This is a genomic window from Streptomyces sp. FXJ1.172 (assembly GCF_001636945.3).
In the GTDB taxonomy this organism is placed as follows: Bacteria; Actinomycetota; Actinomycetes; order Streptomycetales; family Streptomycetaceae; genus Streptomyces.
The window spans coordinates 4,557,948-4,576,127 of the sequence record NZ_CP119133.2 but is presented as its reverse complement, the minus strand read 5'-3'; the positions used below and the strand labels follow the sequence as shown (position 1 = coordinate 4,576,127).

15 protein-coding genes are annotated in these 18,180 nt (G+C 71.5%); 8 read left to right on the top strand and 7 right to left on the bottom strand.

Features of this window, described 5'->3' with window-relative positions; translation table 11 throughout:
* Nucleotides 1-45: 45 nt before the first annotated feature.
* Nucleotides 46-720 carry a Crp/Fnr family transcriptional regulator gene (locus tag A6P39_RS20350; RefSeq protein ID WP_018547939.1) on the bottom strand — a complete coding sequence of 225 codons (675 nt, stop codon included), beginning with the start codon at nt 718-720 and terminating at the stop codon, nt 46-48.
* Between the two features lie 275 nt (nt 721-995).
* On the opposite strand from A6P39_RS20350, the gene nth reads away from it, so the two are divergent.
* The 3 genes from nth (at nt 996) to A6P39_RS20335 (ending at nt 3,949) form a co-directional block, all read left to right on the top strand.
* A complete protein-coding gene (gene nth, locus A6P39_RS20345) occupies nt 996-1,877 on the top strand; it encodes an endonuclease III (RefSeq protein WP_067046731.1) in 882 nt (293 codons plus the stop codon).
* A gap of 55 nt (nt 1,878-1,932) precedes the next feature.
* A complete protein-coding gene (locus tag A6P39_RS20340; protein ID WP_067046728.1) occupies nt 1,933-2,628 on the top strand; it encodes an NUDIX hydrolase in 696 nt (231 codons plus the stop codon).
* Nucleotides 2,629-2,749: 121 nt separating this feature from the next.
* On the top strand, nt 2,750-3,949 hold the full coding sequence (locus A6P39_RS20335) for a MarP family serine protease (RefSeq protein WP_067046725.1): 1,200 nt from the start codon (nt 2,750-2,752) through the stop codon (nt 3,947-3,949).
* Between the two features lie 386 nt (nt 3,950-4,335).
* On the opposite strand, the gene A6P39_RS20330 is transcribed toward A6P39_RS20335, so the two are convergent.
* The 4 genes from A6P39_RS20330 to acs all read right to left on the bottom strand — a co-directional run bounded on the left by A6P39_RS20330 (nt 4,336) and on the right by acs (nt 9,479).
* Nucleotides 4,336-5,256, bottom strand: a complete 921-nt coding sequence (locus A6P39_RS20330) for an alpha/beta fold hydrolase (RefSeq protein WP_067046721.1) — start codon at nt 5,254-5,256, stop codon at nt 4,336-4,338.
* A complete protein-coding gene (locus A6P39_RS20325) occupies nt 5,253-5,741 on the bottom strand; it encodes a phage holin family protein (protein ID WP_067046718.1) in 489 nt (162 codons plus the stop codon). Before A6P39_RS20325 ends, A6P39_RS20330 begins: the two co-directional genes overlap by 4 nt.
* 126 nt (nt 5,742-5,867) lie before the next feature.
* Nucleotides 5,868-7,310 (bottom strand): Na+/H+ antiporter NhaA, encoded by a 1,443-nt coding sequence (gene nhaA / locus A6P39_RS20320; protein WP_067046715.1) that lies wholly within the window; start codon nt 7,308-7,310, stop codon nt 5,868-5,870.
* Nucleotides 7,311-7,523: 213 nt separating this feature from the next.
* The gene (acs, locus tag A6P39_RS20315) at nt 7,524-9,479 is read right to left on the bottom strand and encodes an acetate--CoA ligase (protein ID WP_067046711.1); all 1,956 of its coding nucleotides are present in this window, start codon (nt 9,477-9,479) and stop codon (nt 7,524-7,526) included.
* 461 nt (nt 9,480-9,940) lie between these two features.
* Between acs and A6P39_RS20310 the strand changes: the two genes are divergently transcribed.
* Nucleotides 9,941-11,206 carry a hypothetical protein gene (locus tag A6P39_RS20310; protein ID WP_067046708.1) on the top strand — a complete coding sequence of 422 codons (1,266 nt, stop codon included), beginning with the start codon at nt 9,941-9,943 and terminating at the stop codon, nt 11,204-11,206.
* Nucleotides 11,207-11,279: 73 nt separating this feature from the next.
* Here the strand turns inward: A6P39_RS20310 and A6P39_RS20305 are convergent, their stop codons facing one another.
* Entirely contained in the window at nt 11,280-12,272 is a 993-nt protein-coding gene (locus A6P39_RS20305; RefSeq protein ID WP_199840821.1) for an ATP-binding protein, read from the bottom strand.
* Between the two features lie 101 nt (nt 12,273-12,373).
* Between A6P39_RS20305 and A6P39_RS20300 the strand changes: the two genes are divergently transcribed.
* Entirely contained in the window at nt 12,374-13,198 is an 825-nt protein-coding gene (locus tag A6P39_RS20300; protein WP_067046703.1) for a Fic family protein, read from the top strand.
* Between the two features lie 359 nt (nt 13,199-13,557).
* Here the strand turns inward: A6P39_RS20300 and A6P39_RS20295 are convergent, their stop codons facing one another.
* A complete protein-coding gene (locus A6P39_RS20295; RefSeq protein ID WP_067046700.1) occupies nt 13,558-14,388 on the bottom strand; it encodes an HAD family hydrolase in 831 nt (276 codons plus the stop codon).
* 591 nt (nt 14,389-14,979) lie between these two features.
* Here A6P39_RS20295 and ssd point away from each other — a divergent pair.
* Genes ssd through A6P39_RS20280 form a run of 3 tightly spaced genes read left to right on the top strand, consistent with a single transcriptional unit; the run spans nt 14,980 to nt 18,151 of the window.
* Nucleotides 14,980-16,086: a septum site-determining protein Ssd gene (ssd, locus tag A6P39_RS20290; protein WP_067046698.1), complete on the top strand. Its 1,107-nt coding sequence runs from the start codon at nt 14,980-14,982 to the stop codon at nt 16,084-16,086.
* The gene (locus A6P39_RS20285) at nt 16,083-17,282 is read left to right on the top strand and encodes a TadA family conjugal transfer-associated ATPase (RefSeq protein WP_067046695.1); all 1,200 of its coding nucleotides are present in this window, start codon (nt 16,083-16,085) and stop codon (nt 17,280-17,282) included. Before ssd ends, A6P39_RS20285 begins: the two co-directional genes overlap by 4 nt.
* A gap of 23 nt (nt 17,283-17,305) precedes the next feature.
* Nucleotides 17,306-18,151 (top strand): type II secretion system F family protein, encoded by an 846-nt coding sequence (locus A6P39_RS20280; RefSeq protein WP_199840822.1) that lies wholly within the window; start codon nt 17,306-17,308, stop codon nt 18,149-18,151.
* Nucleotides 18,152-18,180 lie beyond the last annotated feature (29 nt).

Sequence of the window (18,180 nt, the reverse complement as noted above, 5' to 3'; positions counted from 1 at the left end):
CCGGGCGGTGCACACCGCCCGTCCGGCGCCCGAGGGCCGTGCGGACTAGCGGGAGCGCTTGGCGAGCCTCTCCACGTCCAGCAGGATCACGGCCCGCGCCTCCAGGCGGAGCCACCCGCGCTGGGCGAAGTCCGCCAGCGCCTTGTTCACGGTCTCGCGCGAGGCGCCGACCAGCTGGGCCAGCTCCTCCTGCGTGAGGTCGTGGACGACGTGGATGCCCTCCTCGGACTGCACGCCGAAGCGGCGCGAGAGGTCCAGCAGAGCGCGCGCCACGCGGCCGGGGACGTCGGAGAAGACCAGGTCGGACATGGCGTCGTTGGTCTTGCGCAGGCGGCGGGCGACGGCGCGCAGCAGCGCGGTGGCCACCTCGGGGCGGGCGTTCAGCCAGGGCTGGAGGTCGCCGTGGCCCAGGCCCAGCAGCTTGACCTCGGTCAGCGCGGTGGCGGTCGCCGTGCGCGGGCCCGGGTCGAAGAGCGACAGCTCGCCGATCAGCTCGCCGGGGCCGACCACGGCCAGCATGTTCTCGCGGCCGTCGGGTGAGGTGCGGTGGAGCTTGACCTTGCCCTCGGTGACGACGTAGAGCCGGTCGCCCGGGTCGCCCTCGTGGAACAGGGAGTCGCCACGTGCGAGAGTCACCTCACTCATGGAGGCGCGAAGCTCCGCGGACTGCTCGTCGTCGAGAGCCGCGAAGAGCGGGTTGCGCCGCAGAACATCGTCCACGAGTTCTCTCCTTGTCGACCTGCTCAGGGGATCTTGCTCCCCGTGGTACCAGGGGACCGTGTTCCCCATTTTGCCGGACGGTCCAAACAGTGTGATCTGTCACAAGGATGCCGTACAGGTGTGCCGAGGTAAGCGTCAGGGGTCCAATCGGGGGCCGATCCTTCGGGTCCGGGGCGGATGTCGGTGCCGGGCTCTAGGCTGGCCGGGTGTCCAAATCACCGGTGAGAGCACAGGCCAAGGGGGCTTAGCGGGTGGTTGTACGTCGTGATTCCGCTGTGGGCGAACAGGCCTCCGGCGGCAGTAAGAAAACCGTAAAAACGGCCAAAAAGGTCGCCGTCAAGAAGGCGGCGCCCGTCAGGAGGGTCGAGGTGAAGCCTCCGGCGGAGGAGTCCCGCACCGCCCTGGTGCGCCGCGCCCGCCGCATCAACCGCGAGCTGGCCGAGGTGTACCCGTACGCCCATCCCGAGCTGGACTTCGAGAACCCCTTCCAGCTGCTCATCGCCACCGTGCTGTCGGCCCAGACCACGGACCTGCGCGTCAACCAGACGACCCCGGCGCTCTTCGCCAGGTACCCGGCTCCGGAGGACCTCGCCGCCGCCAACCCGGAGGAGGTCGAGGAGATCCTGCGCCCCTGCGGCTTCTTCCGGATGAAGACCAAGTCCGTCATAGGGCTCTCCAAGGCCCTCGTGCAGGACTACGGCGGCGAGGTGCCCGGACGGCTGGAGGACCTCGTCAAGCTGCCCGGCGTCGGCCGCAAGACCGCCTTCGTCGTCCTCGGCAACGCCTTCGGGCGGCCCGGGATCACCGTGGACACCCACTTCCAGCGGCTGGTCCGGCGCTGGAAATGGACGGAGGAGACCGACCAGGACAAGATCGAGGCCGCCGTCGGCGCGCTGTTCCCGAAGAGCGAGTGGACCGATCTGTCCCACCACGTGATCTGGCACGGCCGCCGGATCTGCCACGCCCGCAAGCCCGCCTGCGGCGCCTGCCCGATCGCCCCGCTCTGCCCGGCCTACGGCGAGGGCGAGACCGATCCGGACAAGGCGAAGAAGCTGCTGAAGTACGAGAAGGGCGGCTTCCCCGGCCAGCGCCTGAAGCCCCCGCAGGCGTACCTCGACGCGGGCGGCAAGCCGGCCCCGCCGCTGGGGGCCGCGTGACGGAACGATCTCGGGGCCCTCGGGCGTTGGACAGGCAGAGGCGAGGGGGGCGGCGATGACGAGGGCCGACGAGGCTCAGGGCGGTGCGGTGACGCTCAGCAAGGAAGGGCTGCCGGACTGGCTGGCGCCGGTGGTGCGGGCGGTGGAGACGGTCCAGCCGATCCAGCTGAGCAGCTTCCTGCCGCCGGAGAACGGCTCGGGCCGGCAGTCGGCGGTGCTGATCCTTTTCGGCGAGGGCGCGCGCGGCCCCGAGCTGCTGCTCATGGAGCGCGCCGGCTCCCTGCGCTCGCACGCGGGGCAGCCGTCCTTCCCGGGCGGCGCGCTCGACCCCGAGGACGGCGATCCGCACGCCGACGGCCCGCTCAGAGCCGCGCTGCGCGAGGCCGAGGAGGAGACGGGCCTCGACCCGTCCGGAGTCCAGCTCTTCGGCGTGCTGCCCGCGCTCTACATCCCGGTCAGCGGCTTCGTCGTCACCCCCGTGCTCGGCTGGTGGCGCAAGCCCAGCCCGGTCGGCGTCGTGGATCCGAACGAGACCGCGCGGGTCTTCACGGTCCCCGTGGCGGATCTCACGGACCCCGCCAACCGCGCCACCACCGTCCACCCCAGCGGCCACCGAGGTCCGGCATTCCTGGTCGAATCGGCCCTGGTGTGGGGTTTCACGGCCGGAGTGATCGACCGCCTGCTGCACTTCGCGGGCTGGGAGCGCCCCTGGGACAGGGAGAAGCGGGTCCCGCTCGACTGGCGGTCATGACAGGGTGTCCCCCGTGCTGTGTCATCCCCGGGGGACGCCGTGTCCCCTTGCCACTGCGTGGCGGGCCGGACCCCCGTCCGAGCCGCGGGGGAGCGGAGTGGAGTAGGCGAGGCCTGAAGCAGTGAACGTGCTGGACATCCTGTTGCTGGTCGCGGCCGTGTGGTTCGCGGTCGTCGGCTACCGCCAGGGCTTCGTCGTCGGCATCCTGTCGGTGATCGGCTTCCTCGGCGGCGGCCTCGTCGCCGTGTACACGCTGCCCGTCCTCTGGGACGCCGTGACCGACAAGGCGACCGTCGGCACGACCGCCGCCGTGGTCGCCGTGGTCGTCGTCATCGTCTGCGCCTCCGTCGGCCAGGCCCTGACCACCCACCTCGGCAACAAACTGCGCCGGTACATCACCTGGTCCCCGGCCCGCGCCCTGGACGCCACCGGCGGCGCGCTCGTCAACGTCGTCGCGATGCTGCTGGTCGCCTGGCTGATCGGTTCCGCCCTGGCCGGCACCACGCTGCCGACGCTCGGCAAGGAGGTGCGCGGCTCCAAGGTGCTCCTCGGGGTCTCCCGGGCCCTGCCCGCGCAGGCCGACACCTGGTTCGCGGACTTCTCCACCGTCCTCGCGCAGAACGGCTTCCCGCAGGTCTTCAGCCCCTTCGCCAACGAGCCGATCAAGGACGTCCGGCCGCCCGACCCGGCGCTCGCCGGCAGCCAGGTCGCCGTCCGCGCCCAGCGCTCCATCGTGAAGGTCACCGGCACCGCCCAGAGCTGCGGCAAGGTCCTGGAAGGCACCGGTTTCGTCTTCGCCGACCGCCGCGTCATGACCAACGCGCACGTGGTCGGCGGGGTCGACGCGCCGACGGTGCAGATAGGCGGAGAGGGCCGCAAGTACGACGCCAAGGTCGTCCTGTACGACTGGAAGCGCGACATCGCCGTCCTCGACGTGCCGGACCTGAGGGCGAGTTCGCTGCGGTTCTCCGGCCCGGACGCGGCAGGAGGCGACGACGCGATCGTGGCGGGCTTCCCGGAGAACGGCTCGTACGACGTGCGCGCCGCGCGCGTGCGCGGGCGCATCACGGCCAACGGCCCGGACATCTACCACCGCGGCACGGTCAGCCGCGACGTCTACTCCCTGTACACGACCGTGCGCCAGGGCAACTCGGGCGGCCCGCTGCTCACCCCCGCGGGCAGGGTGTACGGCGTGGTGTTCGCCAAGTCCCTCGACGACGCCGAGACCGGCTACGCCCTCACGGCGGACGAGATCCGTCCCGACATCGACCGGGGCCGCACGGCGACCGAGGAAGTGGGTACGGACAGCTGCGCCCTGTGAACCCCGGGCCCCCGGGCGGGGCGTCGTCCGCTCGCGCCTCGTGAGCCGCTGCGCGCGCTCAGCCGCGCGGGTGGCGCAGGCGTACCGAGACCCAGCGGGCCCGGCGGCGCAGGATGTGCGGAATCCCTACCCGCAGATCCGCTTCCGCGAGCTGCGGGGCGCCTCGCTGAGGCGTGCCCGGACCGGCGGTCGAGCGGCGGTTGCGGGGTGCGTCACTGTCGTGCGTCCAGCCCATACCCCGACGTGTGCCCCGCTCGAAGGTCGATAACCGCCTGCGCGCCCCCCAATTGGCCTATGCGGCAGGCATGTGGCCGCTCGGGGGACAACTGTTCAGGAACCGGATACTCCGCGCATCCGGCCCGTCACCATTCGGTCACCGCCGGCCGTCACCGATCGGGCTCGGGATCCTTCAGCCAGTTGACGAGTTCCGTGGAGAACGCCACCGGGTCCTCCTCGTGCGGGAAGTGGCCCAGGCCGTCGAACAGCCGCCAGCGGTACGGGGCTTCGACGTACTCGCCCGAGCCGGCCGCGCTGCGTGTGCGTGTCACCGGATCCAGTGAGCCGTGCAGATGGAGCGTGGGCACCCGAACGGGGCGTTTCATACGGCGGTTGAACTGGATGCCGTCCGGGCGGGCCAGCGAGCGGACCAGCCAGCGGTACGGCTCGATCGAGCAGTGCGCGGTCGACGGGATGCACATGGCCCGCTGGTACGTCTCCACCGCCTCGTCCTCCGGGGACCGCGGGCCGGACCAGTCCCGGATCAGCCGGCCCACCAGCGCACCGCCATCCGCGGTGAGTTGACGCTCCGGAAGCCACGGCCGCTGGAAACCCCAGACGTAGGAGCCGGCGGCCGTCTGCCGGGCGTCGCGCAGCATCGCCGCCCGCCAGCGCCGCGGATGCGGCATCGACACCACGGCGAGCCGTCGTACGAGCTTGGGCCGCATCGCAGCCGCCGTCCACGCCAGGTAGCCGCCCAGGTCGTGACCGACCAGCGCCGCGTCCGGCTCGCCGAGCGAGCGGATCACGCCGGTGACGTCCAGCGCGAGGTTCGCGGGGTCGTACCCGCGGGGCGTGCGGTCGCTGCCGCCGACGCCGCGCAGGTCCATCGCCACCGCCCGGTAGCCCGCGTCCGCGAGCGCCACCAGCTGGTGCCGCCACGTCCACCAGAACTGCGGGAAGCCGTGCAGCAGCAGCACCAGCGGGCCGTCGCCGAGTTCGGCGATGTGGAAGCGTGCGCCGTTGGCGGCGACGTCCCTGTGGCTCCAGGGACCTTCGATCCGTACGGCCGAGGGGGCGGGGTCGCTCATGACGACGAGCGTGCCACAGCTTCGATGGCCGCGGGGGTGCGGTCCTCGGGCAGCTCCGCGCGCGGGTGCGGCTTGGCGTTCTGCAGGACGCTCGCCGTCTCCTTCACCGACGCGGCCACCTTCTGCGGGCCCTTGCTCTTCTTGGCCTTCTTCGCGGAGGCCAGGCCGATGAGCCCGAGCAGGACGGCGACGAGCACGTTGGCCGCGAAGGACAGCACGAAGCAGATCGCGAGGTTCCAGTGGCTCCAGGTCCGGATGCCGTACGCGAGGGCGAAGTTCAGCATCGGCAGGGAGAACAGCAGCACCATGCCCGCCATCGAGAAGGCACCGCCGCTGACCGCGCCGCGCTTCACGTCCTGCTTCAGCTGCGCCTTGGCCAGCGCGATCTCGTCGTGCACCAGCGCCGACATCTCGGTCGTCGCCGAGGCGAACAGCTGGCCGATGCTGCGTTCGGCGCCGACCGGGCTGCCGTCGGGTGCGCTCATCGCGTTCTCCCTCAAAGGTCTCTCGTGCCGCAGGTGTCCGGTCCGGTACGGCCACCCCGCTCGTCGGGCCGTCCGGTCCGGCCGTCCTGCTCGTGTGGCCGTCTTGTTTTGTACCGTCTCGTCAGATCATGCCGGACGTTCGTTCTCCTCGCCTGCCCCGCCCGCCACTTCCGCAAGCCCGTGGCGCGCCGCGGCAGCCCGCTCGGCGGCGATGCGCCGGTGCTCGGCGGCCTTGCGCTCGTGGAGCGCCGCCATGCGCAGGTGATGGGCGGGGTCGTCCTGCTCGTACATGTCCGGAATGCCGTCGAGGTCGTCGTCGCGCTCCTCCTCCGCGCACAGCCTGCGGTATCCGGCGTTGCGCATCTTCAGCAGAACCGTCGCACACACCGCCGCGATCAGCGATCCGGTGAGGACGGCGGCCTTCGCCTCGTCGGTGAGGACGCTGTCACCGGCGAAGGCCAGTTCGCCGATGAGCAGGGAGACGGTGAAGCCTAGTCCGGCGAGCGAGGCCACTGCGAAGACGTCGGCCCAGGCCAGCTCCTCGCTGAGGGAGGCGCGGGTGAAGCGGACGGTGAGCCAGGTGCCGCCGAATATGCCGAGCGTCTTGCCGAGGACGAGCCCGAGCACCACGCCGAGCGTCTCCGGCTTGGTGAACACGTCCCCGAGCGCCCCGCCGGAGATCTTCACCCCGGCGCTGAGCAGCGCGAACACCGGCACCGCGAGCCCGGCCGACAGGGGCCGCACCAGATGCTCCAGGTGCTCGCCCGGCGAGTGCTCCTCGCCCTCCCGGGTGGTGCAGCGCAGCATCAGGCCCATCGCCACGCCGGCGATGGTGGCGTGCACGCCGCTGTTGTACATCAGCGCCCAGGTCACGAGCGCGAGCGGGACGTACACGTACCAGCCGCGCACGCCCTTGCGCAGCAGCAGCCAGAAGACCGCCAGGGCGGCGACGGCCCCGCCGAGGGCGGCGAAGTTCAGCCGGTCGGTGAAGAAGACCGCGATGATCAGGATCGCGAAGAGGTCGTCGACGACCGCGAGGGTGAGCAGGAAGGCGCGCAGTGCGCTGGGCAGGGAGGTGCCGATCACCGCGAGGACGGCCAGCGCGAAGGCGATGTCGGTGGCGGTGGGCACCGCCCAGCCCTGCGTCGAGCCGTGTCCGGTGAGGGCGGTGAGGGTGTAGACGAGCGCCGGTACGGCCATGCCGCACAGCGCGGCGATCACGGGCAGCACCGCTGCTCTCGGGTCCCGCAGGTCCCCGGCGACCAGCTCGCGCTTCAGCTCGATGCCGGCCACGAAGAAGAACACCGCGAGCAGGCCGTCGGCGGCCCAGTGGGCCAGGGAGAGGTTCAGGCCGAGTGCGCCGGGGCCCAGGCGGAAGTGGCTGACCGTCTCGTAGCTGTGGTGGAGGGAGGGGACGTTCGCCCAGATCAGCGCCGCCACGGCGGCGAGGAGCAGCAGGACGCCGCCGACGGTCTCGGTCCGCAGCGCGTCCGCGACGAAGGCCCGCTCGGGCAGGGACAGCCGGCCGAGGACCTTGCGGGGGGCGGTTCGGGTGCGGGGCGTGGCCACGGCGGGGACCTCCGGTGGGTGGGCAGGACGGCTCACATGCCGACCAGACTTCCCGGCGCACCCTTGTCACGTTCCTGACGCTTTACTTAGCTTACCTAAGTTGGCTGGTTGCTCAAAGGGTGTGGTCCGGGACCGGTGGTGTGCTCGGTGGACGCACGCGGGGCACCCGGCGCGTTTCGTCGGCCGGGTGCCCCGCGGGGCTCAGGGTGCCGCTCAGTCCTCGCTCGGCGCGGCCGGCAGCTTGGACTGGATGAGGTCCATGACCGAGGAGTCCGTCAGTGTCGTGACGTCACCGAGCTGCCGGTTCTCGGCGACATCGCGCAGCAGGCGGCGCATGATCTTGCCGGAGCGGGTCTTGGGCAGCTCGGCCACCGGCAGGATCCGCTTGGGCTTGGCGATGGGGCCGAGCGTGGCGCCCACGTGGTCACGCAGCGCGCCGATGAGCGTGTCGTCCTCCGATGCCGTACCGCGCAGGATCACGAAGGCGACGATCGCCTGGCCCGTGGTCTCGTCGGCGGCGCCGACGACGGCGGCCTCGGCGACCGACGGATGCGAGACGAGCGCCGACTCCACCTCGGTGGTGGAGATGTTGTGACCCGACACGAGCATCACGTCGTCGACACGGCCGAGGAGCCAGACGTCCCCGTCGTCGTCCTTCTTCGCGCCGTCACCGGCGAAGTACTTGCCCTCGAAACGGGACCAGTAGGTGTCGAGGAACCGCTGGTCGTCGCCCCAGATGGTGCGCAGCATCGACGGCCACGGCTCGGTCAGCACCAGATAGCCACCGCCGCCGTTCGGCACCTCGTTCGCCTCGTCGTCCACGACGGTCGCGCTGATGCCGGGCAGCGGGGTCTGCGCGGAGCCGGGCTTGGCGGTGGTGACGCCGGGCAGCGGCGAGATCATCATCGCGCCGGTCTCGGTCTGCCACCAGGTGTCCACGACGGGCGTCCTGTCCGCGCCGATGTGCTTGCGGTACCAGACCCATGCCTCGGGGTTGATGGGCTCGCCCACCGAGCCGAGGATGCGCAGGGAGGACAGGTCGAACTTCGCGGGGATGTCGTCGCCCCACTTCATGAACGTCCGGATCGCCGTCGGCGCCGTGTAGAGGATCGTGACCTTGTACTTCTGCACGATCTCCCAGAACCGGCCCTGGTGCGGGGTGTCCGGGGTGCCCTCGTACATGACCTGCGTCGCGCCGTTGGCCAGCGGGCCGTAGACGATGTACGAGTGCCCGGTGACCCAGCCGACGTCGGCCGTGCACCAGAACACGTCCGTCTCCGGCTTGAGGTCGAAGACCGCCCAGTGGGTGTACGCCGTCTGGGTGAGGTAGCCGCCGGAGGTGTGCAGGATGCCCTTCGGCTTACCCGTCGTACCGGAGGTGTAGAGGATGAACAGGGGGTGCTCGGCCTCGAACGCCTCGGGGGTGTGCTCGGCGGACTGGCGCTCGACCAGGTCGTGCCACCAGTGGTCCCGCCCGTCCTGCCAGGCGACGTCCTGCCCGGTACGGCGCACCACCAGCACGTGTTCGACGTTGTCGACCTTGCTGATCGCCTCGTCCACTGCCGGCTTCAGCGCGGACGGCTTGCCGCGCCGGTAGCCGCCGTCGGCGGTGATGACGACCTTGGCGTCCGCGTCCTGGATCCGGGTCGCGAGCGCGTCCGCGGAGAAGCCGCCGAAGACGACCGAGTGCGCGGCGCCGATGCGGGCCGAGGCCAGCATCGCGATCGCGGTCTCCGGGATCATCGGCATGTAGACGGCGACCCGGTCGCCCTTGCGAACGCCCAGCTCCAGCAGGGCGTTGGCCGCCTTGGAGACCTCGTCCTTCAGCTCCGCGTAGGTGATCGATCGGCTGTCGCCGGGCTCGCCCTCGAAGTGGATGGCGACGCGGTCGCCGTGCCCGGCCTCGACGTGGCGGTCCACGCAGTTGTAGGCGACGTTCAGTTCGCCGTCCTTGAACCACTTCGCGAACGGCGGGTTCGACCAGTCCAGTGTCTCGGTCGGTTCCTTGGCCCAGGTCAGCCGACGGGCCTGCTCGGCCCAGAAGCCGAGCCTGTCAGCCTTGGCCTGTGCATACGCCTCCGCGGTGACGTTGGCATGCGCGGCCAGGTCGGCGGGCGGCGCGAACCTGCGTTCTTCCTTGAGCAGGTTGGCCAGGCTTTCGTTGCTCACGACATCTCCCTTTCGAAGGGTGTCCGTTGTGTCCCAGGCCACAGCTCATCAGACCGGAGGGTCCGATGACAAGAGTTGTCGGACAAATTGGTTTAGACCTGTTGGGTCCATGGATGCGGCCGGGCCAACTGGACAGGAAGTGTCCGGGGTTGGCGGGGGCGGTGCCGGCCGTGAGCGCGCAGCGCACCGCCCGTGGGGCCGGGGTGGTCGGGGACTGGGCGAAATGGAGCATGATCGGTAAGCGACCCGCAATGAGGAGTAAAGGCAGAGCATTATTTTTCGGGGCAAATGACGCAGCCGATCCCACGCATGGGTGAAGTAATCATTTGATCGGCTTGTCGTACTAATTCCTTCTCGCTTCCGTGCGACCTTGGCCGCGCTGTCGGTGCAAGCCCGGCAGATCACCAGAAAACGGCCCTCGTCAGCGTTTGCCCGAGAGAAGGAAGAAGGTGGGCGGAACAATGACCGCCACCCAGAGGATCGCCGTCGGCATTGTGGTCACCGCGACCTGCGCCTCGGCGCTCGCCGGTTGCGTGACCGGCTCGAACCGTCCGAAGGAAGGGGCGCCCGGTCCGCAGAAGGGTGCGCCGGCACCGCAGAACGTGGTCCGGCTGATCGGTGACGGATCCACCGCGTACACCGGCGCGCAGCCGTATCTGCCCCGGCCGGAGCGGCTCAAGCCCGGCCGGAAGCCACCCCAGTTCGTCGTCTTCTCCTGGGACGGTTCGGGCGAGGACAGCCAGAAGCTGTTCTCGCACTTCCGTAAGGTCGCCAAGGAGAACCACGCGACCATGACGTTCTTCCTCAGCGGTGTCTACCTGCTGCCGGAGAGCAAGCGCGACCTCTACAGGCCCCCTCAGCACTCGCCGGGCCGCTCCGACATCGGCTTCAACGACGAGCAGGGAATCGCCAACACCGTCAAGCAGGCGAGACTGGCCTGGCTGGAGGGCAATGAGATCGGCACCCACTTCAACGGCCACTTCTGCGGGCCCGACGGCGGGGTCGGCACCTGGTCGGTGGACGAGTGGAAGAGCGAGATCGCCCAGGCCAAGCAGTTCGTGAAGACCTGGAAGACCAACACCGGCATGAACACGGCGGCTCCGCTGCCCTTCGACTACGACAAGGAGCTGATCGGCGCCCGCACCCCCTGCCTGGAAGGACAGCGGAACTTTACGAAGGCGGCCCGGGAGTTGGGCTTCCGCTACGACTCCAGCGGAGTCAACAACCAGGTGTGGCCGAAGAAGAAGGAGGGGCTGTGGGACGTGTCCATGCAGCTGGTCCCCTTCCCCGGGCACACCTATGAGCAGTTGACCATGGACTACAACTTCATGGTCAACCAGTCGGGCACCAAGACCCAGGGTGACCCCGACAAGTTCGACTACTGGGGCGACCAGATGCGTGACGGCCTCGTCAAGGGCTTCTACCGGGCCTACGACGGCAATCGAGCGCCGCTGATCATCGGCAACCACTTCGAGTCCTGGAACGGCGGCACGTACATGCGCGCCGTCGAGGACACGGTGAAGGAGGTGTGCGGCAAGCCTGACGTGCGCTGTGTGTCCTTCCACCAGCTGGTCGACTGGCTGGACGCACAGGACCCGCAGACCCTGGAGAAGCTGCGCAGCCTGCGGGTGGGCGAGGCGCCCCGGCAGGGCTGGGCGTCCTTCCTCTCCGGCCGTCCGGCTCCGGCGCCCAAGGGCGTGCCCGGGGCGCCGGCGGTCAGACAGTAGGGGGCAAGCGGAAGGAACCGGGCGGGAGTTGTCGTACGGGTGCGGCCGGCCGCGAGAGGCCGGACGGGAGTGGTCAGACAGGAGTGGTCATGCCCGCGCCGACGCCCTCGCCGAGCACGAAGGAGGGGTCGACCTGCGCGGCCAGGTCGGCCCCGGTGCGTTCGTTGCCCCAGGCCTCGGCGTTCCTCAGGTGGAAGTGCACCATCTGGCGGGTGTAGCGCTCCCAGTCCCGCAGCTCGTACGTGGCGTCCGCGGCGGCCCGAAGGGTGTGCAGGGCGCGGGCGTTGGCCTCCTCCAGGAGATCGAAGCGGGGTGGGCGGCCCTTCTCCATGGCGCGCACCCAGTCCGAGCGTCCGACCGTCACGAGCAGGTCGTCCCCGACCTCCGCGCGCAGGAAGTCGATGTCGTCCTGTTCCTGGATCTTGTTGCCGACGACCTTCAGGGCGACGCCGAAGTCGCGGGCGTACTCCTTGTACTGGCGGTAGACGGATACCCCCTTCAGGGTCGGTTCGGCGACGAGGAACGTCATGTCGAAGCGGGTGAACATGCCGGAGGCGAAGGAGTCCGAACCCGCCGTCATGTCGACCACGACGTACTCGTCGGGGCCGTCGACGAGGTGGTTCAGAAACAGCTCCACCGCTCCCGTCTTGGAGTGGTAGCAGGCGACCCCCAGGTCGGCGTCCGTGAAGGGGCCGGTGACCATCAAACGGACGGCGCCGCCGTCGAGTTCCACCGGGCGGGCGCAGGCGTCGTAGACCGGGTTCGGCTCCCGGACCCGGACCAGGCGCGAGCCCTCACCGGGCGGGGTGGTCTTGATCATTGTCGCGGCGGAGTGGATGCGCGGGTTGCTGCCGCGCAGGTGGTCCTTGATCAGCGGCAGCCGCTCGCCCATGGCGGGCAGCGCGGTGGCCTCCGCCTCGTCGAGCCCGAGCGCCGGGCCGAGGTGCTGGTTGATGTCCGCGTCGATGGCGACCACCGGGGCGCCGGCGGCCACGAGATGACGGATGAAGAGGGAGGAGAGCGTGGTCTTGCCACTGCCGCCCTTCCCGACGAAAGCAATTTTCATGTTCACCAACGGTAGTCGGGTGATGGCTGTGTGTGTCAGGAGGAAGTGAAGAAGACCACTCCATCGAGGGGCGGGCCGATGAGGTGCGTAGTGTCTTACTCATGAGTACGACAGGCGCGACCGCCGATCCGCTTGCGGCCCTGGGCTCGCTGCCCGGTGTGGCCGAGTCCGTGGAGTCCGTGCGCAAGGCCGTGGACCGGGTCTACGGACACCGGATCATGCGGCGCCGCAGCACCGCGATCACCGCCGAGGCCGCCCTGCGCGGCTCGCGCGGCTCCGCGGCACTGTCCGGTGCCGACTGGGCCCTGGAGGAGGTGCGGCGGCGCACCGATTTCAGCGGCGATGCCGAGGCCCGGGTGGTGGGCGCCGCCCTGCGCCTGTCGGCCGAGGCGGGGCAGCTGCTGTCCATCTGGCGGCAGTCGCCGCTGCGGGTGCTGGCCCGGCTGCACATGGTGGCCGCGGCGAGCGGCGGCGACGAGGTCGGCAGGCCGCGCCGGGCGGGCGAGTCCGTGGACGAGCCGCTGATCGAGCTGCCCCTGCCGGACGCCGCGGAGGTCTCCGGCCGGCTGGAGGGACTCGCGGACCTGATCATCGCGGGAACGGCCGCGCCCGCGCTGGTGACGGCCGCCGTGGTGCACGGCGAACTGCTCGCGCTGCGGCCCTTCGTGTCCCACAACGGCCTGGTCGCGCGCGCGGCCGAACGGATCGTCCTGATCGGCAGCGGCCTGGACCCGAAGGCGATCTGTCCGGCCGAGGTCGGATACGCCGAACTGGGCCGCGCCTCCTACCTGGCGGCGCTGGACGGATACGTGTCCGGCACCCCCGAGGGTATGGCGGCCTGGATCGCGCACTGCGGCAGGGCGGTCGAGCTGGGCGTGCGCGAGTCGACGGCCGTGTGCGAGGCGCTCCAGCGCGGCGCGGCCTGAGCCGGTGATCCGGCGCGAGGGCGCCGGGACAAGAGTTGCGGCGGTACGAGTACTCGTACCGCCGCTGGCATGCTCACCCGGTTACCAAGCGTCCTCGATATGCGCCCATCAGGTCGGGGACTTTGCCCGTCACCTGGTGCTGCTGGCCCGTAATCGACGGGTCGACGTCGCGTGGGTGCCCGATGTTCATGCGGGGTCCGTGGGCCAACTGCGTAGTGGTAGGTGATCCTCTCGGATGTCCTTTGGTCTCGCGGGCCTGAATTCTTTCTACCGCGAGCCGGGGGGAAGCGGAACCCCTGCTTGCACTTCTTTACTTTCAGGTTCAAACAGGAGTGAAACGGGCGAAGTGGGGTGTCGGTTCAGGCCGTGCTCCGGCGCCGGCTGGCGTACCAGACGAGGCCGGCGGTGGCCGCCGCCGCCCCTACGGCCGCCGCCGCGACCAGTGCGGGGCGGGGCGGGACGGAGAGCGCGGGCAGCCGCTTCTTGAGCGGGACCGGCCGGCGGAACTCCAGAACCGGCCACGCGCGCGCGAGTGCCTCACGGCGCAGCGCCCGGTCCGGATTGACCGCGTGCGGGTGCCCGACCGCCTGGAGCATCGGCAGATCGGTCGCCGAGTCGCTGTAGGCGTAGCAGCGCTCGAGGTCGTAGCCCTCGGACGCGGCCAGGTCGCGGACCGCCTCGGCCTTGGTCGGGCCGTAGGCGTAGTACTCCACCTCCCCGGTGAAGCAGCCGTCCTCGCCGACGATCATGCGCGTGGCCACCACCCGGTCCGCGCCCAGCAGTTCGCCGATCGGCTCGACCACCTCGGCGCCCGAGGTCGACACGATCACCACGTCCCGCCCGGCCGTGTGGTGCTCCTCGATGAGGGAGGCGGCCTCGTCGTAGATGATCGGGTCGATCAGGTCGTGCAGGGTCTCGGCGACGATCTCCCGCACCTGCTGTACGTTCCAGCCGCGGCACAGGGCGGACAGATACTCGCGCATGCGCTCCATCTGGTCGTGATCGAGGCCGCCGGCCAGGAAGACGAACTGGGCGTATGCGGTACGCAGCGCGGCCCTGCGGTTGATCAGCCCGCCTTGGTAGAAGGACTTGCTGAAGGTGAGCGTGCTCGACTTCGCAATGACCGTCTTGTCCAGGTCAAAGAAGGCCGCTGCGCGGGGCAAGGAGTGGTTTTCCACGTCCCCGAGCATAGGCGCCCACCATTCGGCGTAAGGTGGGGCGCGTGGGTTTGCCTGAGAGGGCTCTCGGGTACACCATGGAAGTCACGGATCGTTCGCGACCGTGCTAACCCGGTCCGACTCCTCCCCCCCCGAGTCGGCCGTGGGGACGACCCCCGCTCTCCCCCCCGGCGGGGGTCGTCGCATGTCCGGGCGGGTTTTCGCCCTTCTCCTCCTTCTTTCCGCGACCGTGCGGCCTGTGTGGCGCCGCGGCGGGCGCCGCTTCCGCACGCCCAGGTTTTGTTACTCACGGTAATCATGGCGCTGCGCTGTGGAAGTCGCACAGGGATCGGTGCAGACGTCACCGGTATGGGTGACGGAAATATTCACAGGGGTCGAGTTGTCCACAGTTATCGACCAAGATCCACATTATTTCGCGGATCGCTGCACCGTGATTCCTGTGCGCTGCGGTCGTGGCGAGTTCATGGCCGGTTCCGATTGCCGCAGCGCGTATGGCCGGTTTCTGTCGGCCGCTCATATGGGGGCCGCTTGCCGGTTCTCCGCACGTTCGGGAATCGCGGGGCCGACGGGGCTGCGCGGCCCACGCAGCGAAGGGGGAAACCCGTGACCGGAACTGTCACTCACGACCCGCCGCCCGGCACCTCGGACCGGCCGGGCCGGCCGCTCATCGTCACCGAGGACCCCGAGCTGCTGGACGACCTGTTGCGCCTGTGCGCGGCCGCAGGTGCCACACCCGAGGTCCACCACGGCGTACCGGACCACGGCGGTGGCTGGGACACGGCCCCGCTCGTGCTGGTCGGCGACGACGCCGCCCGGCGTGTCGGCGGGGCCGCGCGCCGGCGCGGAGTGGTGCTGGTCGGCCGTGACCAGGACGACTCGGGAGTGTGGAAGCGAGCCGTCCAGATCGGCGCCGACCACGTCCTGATGCTGCCAGACGGCGAGCAGTGGCTGGTCGACCGCATCGCCGACGTCGCCGAGGGAGCCGGCCGCCCGGCCCTCACCGTCGGGGTGATCGGCGGCCGGGGCGGAGCCGGTGCCTCCACGCTCGCGTGTGCCCTCGCCGTCACCTCCGCGCGCGAGGGCCTGCGCACCCTCCTGGTGGACGCCGACCCGCTCGGTGGCGGACTCGACGTACTCCTCGGCGGAGAGAGCGCCGAAGGGCTGCGCTGGCCCGCCTTCGCCGCCTCCCGCGGGCGGGTAGGCGGTGGCGCGCTGGAGGAGTCGCTGCCGGAGCTGCACAAGCTGCGCGTGCTCAGCTGGGACCGCGGAGACTGCGTCGCCGTCCCGCACCAGGCGGTGCGCGCGGTGCTCGCCGCCGCCCGGCGGCGCGGCGGCACGGTCGTGGTCGACCTGCCCCGGCGCCTCGACGACGGCGTCGCCGAAGCCCTCGCCCAGCTCGACCTGGCCCTGCTCGTCGTCCCCGCCGAACTGCGGGCGGTCGCCGCCGCCGGGCGGGTGGCGTCCGCCGTCGGCATGGTCGTACGCGATGTGCGAGTTGCCGTACGCGGGCCGTACGCGCCCGGCCTGGACGGCAGGGAGGCGGCCCGGCTGCTCGGCCTGCCGCTGGCCGGTGAGGTCCCCGTCGAACCGGCACTGCTGCGCCCGCAGGGCGGCGCGAAACCGCCCGGCGCGACCGGCCGCGGCCCGCTCGCCCGCTTCTGCACGGCCTTCTGGGAGCGTGCGCTGGCCGAGGCCGGAGGCAGCCGATGACACTCCCCGGACTCGACCGGGCCGACGGCGCCGCCCTGCTCGACGGTGTACGGCGCCGGCTCGCCGAGAGCGGCGCCGAACCCACCCCCGCGCGCGTGGCCCAGGCCCTGCGCGAACAGGGCCGGGTGCTCGGCGACGCCGAAGTCCTCGGCGCGGCCGCCCACCTGAGAAGCGAACTGGTCGGCAGTGGCCCCCTGGAGCCGCTGCTCGCCGATCCGGACGTCACCGACGTCCTGGTGTCCGCCCCGGACCGGGTGTGGGTCGACCGCGGCGGCGGCCTGGAGCTGACCGGAGTGACCTTCCCCGACCCCGCGGCGGTCCGGCGCCTCGCGCAGCGGCTGGCCGCCGTGGCCGGACGGCGCCTGGACGACGCCCGGCCGTGGGCGGACGCCCGGCTGCCCGACGGCACCCGGCTGCACGCCGTGCTGCCCCCGGTCGCCGTCGGCTGTACCTGCCTGTCCCTGCGCGTCGTACGGCCCCGGGCGTTCACCCTGGAGGAACTGGTCGCGGCCGGCACGGTGCCGCCCGACGGGGACCGGATCCTCAGGGCGCTGCTGGCGGCCCGGCTGTCCTTCTTGATCAGCGGCGGCACCGGAAGCGGCAAGACGACCCTGCTCAGCGCCCTGCTGGGCCTGGCCGGCGCGGACGAGCGGATCGTGCTCGCCGAGGACTCGGCCGAGCTGCGGCCCGACCACCCGCACGTCGTCCGCCTGGAGACCCGGCCCGCCAACCAGGAGGGTGCGGGCCTGGTCACCCTGGAGGACCTCGTCCGGCAGGCGCTGCGGATGCGGCCCGACCGGCTGGTCGTCGGCGAGGTGCGCGGACCCGAGGTCGTGCATCTGCTCGCGGCCCTCAACACCGGCCACGAAGGGGGCTGTTGCACGGTCCACGCCAACGCCGCCGCGGACGTCCCGGCCCGGCTGGAGGCGCTGGCCACGGCCGCGGGGCTCGACCGGGCCGCACTGCACAGCCAGTTGGCGGCCGCCCTCTGCGTGGTCCTGCATGTCGTACGGGACCGGTCCGGGCGGCGCCGGATCGCCGAGGTGCATGTGCTGGAGCGGGACGCCACGGGGCTGGTGCGGACGGTCCCGGCCCTGCGCCGGGGCGAGCGGGCCTTTGTGCGGGAGCGGGGCTGGGAACGGCTGCGGCACCTGCTCGATGGCGCGGGCGAGTTCGGGGAGGACTGGGAAAAGTGACGGAAGTGACCGGTGGGACGTCCATGACGGCCGCGCTGATCTGTCTCGGCGCGCTGGTCTGGCACATGGGCGGGCGGCACTACGGGATGCGGCGGGCACGGCTGCTGCTCGCGGACGGCGCAACCGCGGCGGCCGGACCGCCCGCATGGGAGCGGGCGAGCGTGGAACTACGCAGGCTGCGCGGCCGGTTCGGGGCCGAGTGGTGGGCGCTTGCGGCCGGGCTGCTGCTCGCGCTGCTGGGCGCCTCGGTGATTCCGGTCGTCGCGGGGGCGGCCGGGGTGCCGGTGCTGCGCCGGGTGCGGCTGGCCCGCCAGGCCGGGCGGACCCGGGAGCGGCGCGCCGACGCGGTGATCGCCCTGTGCGGGGCCCTGGCCGGGGAGGTGCGCGCCGGACGGCAGCCGGGCGAGGCGCTGCTGCGGGCCGCGCGGGACTGCGGCGGGCTCGGCGACGCGCAGGCGGCCGTGGTCGCGGCGGCACGGTTCGGCGGGGACGTGCCCGGTGCGCTCGCCGCGGCGGCCCGGCAGCCGGGTGCCGAGGGCCTGCTCGGGCTGGCCGCGTGCTGGCGGGTGGCCGTGGACCAGGGTGCCGGACTCGCGGCCGGCCTGGACCGGCTGGACGCTGCCCTGCGCGCCGAGCGGGACCAACGGGCCGATCTGCAGGCGCAGTTGGCGGGCGCCCGGGCGACCGCGGTGCTCCTCGCCGTCCTGCCCGCCCTCGGCCTGCTTCTCGGCACGGCCATGGGCGCCCACCCGCTCCACGTCCTGCTGCACACCGGCCCCGGACTCGCCTGCCTGGTGGTCGGTACGGCGTTCGAGGCGGCCGGGCTGGGATGGGCGGCCCGGATCGTACGGGGAGCGGAGGCGGTGTGAGCGGGGGAGCGGAGTACGGGCCGTGGGGC

What these genes read in the sequence shown, in the direction of transcription:
- A6P39_RS20340 (WP_067046728.1), top strand. Translation starts at nt 1,933, where the DNA reads ATGACGAGGGCCGACGAGGCTCAGGGCGGTGCGGTGACGCTCAGCAAG.
- A6P39_RS20330 (WP_067046721.1), bottom strand. Translation starts at nt 5,256, where the DNA reads ATGAGCGACCCCGCCCCCTCGGCCGTACGGATCGAAGGTCCCTGGAGC.
- A6P39_RS20325 (WP_067046718.1), bottom strand. Translation starts at nt 5,741, where the DNA reads ATGAGCGCACCCGACGGCAGCCCGGTCGGCGCCGAACGCAGCATCGGC.
- A6P39_RS20310 (WP_067046708.1), top strand. Translation starts at nt 9,941, where the DNA reads ATGACCGCCACCCAGAGGATCGCCGTCGGCATTGTGGTCACCGCGACC.
- A6P39_RS20305 (WP_199840821.1), bottom strand. Translation starts at nt 12,272, where the DNA reads ATGAAAATTGCTTTCGTCGGGAAGGGCGGCAGTGGCAAGACCACGCTC.
- A6P39_RS20300 (WP_067046703.1), top strand. Translation starts at nt 12,374, where the DNA reads ATGAGTACGACAGGCGCGACCGCCGATCCGCTTGCGGCCCTGGGCTCG.
- A6P39_RS20295 (WP_067046700.1), bottom strand. Translation starts at nt 14,388, where the DNA reads ATGCTCGGGGACGTGGAAAACCACTCCTTGCCCCGCGCAGCGGCCTTC.
- A6P39_RS20285 (WP_067046695.1), top strand. Translation starts at nt 16,083, where the DNA reads ATGACACTCCCCGGACTCGACCGGGCCGACGGCGCCGCCCTGCTCGAC.
- A6P39_RS20280 (WP_199840822.1), top strand. Translation starts at nt 17,306, where the DNA reads ATGACGGCCGCGCTGATCTGTCTCGGCGCGCTGGTCTGGCACATGGGC.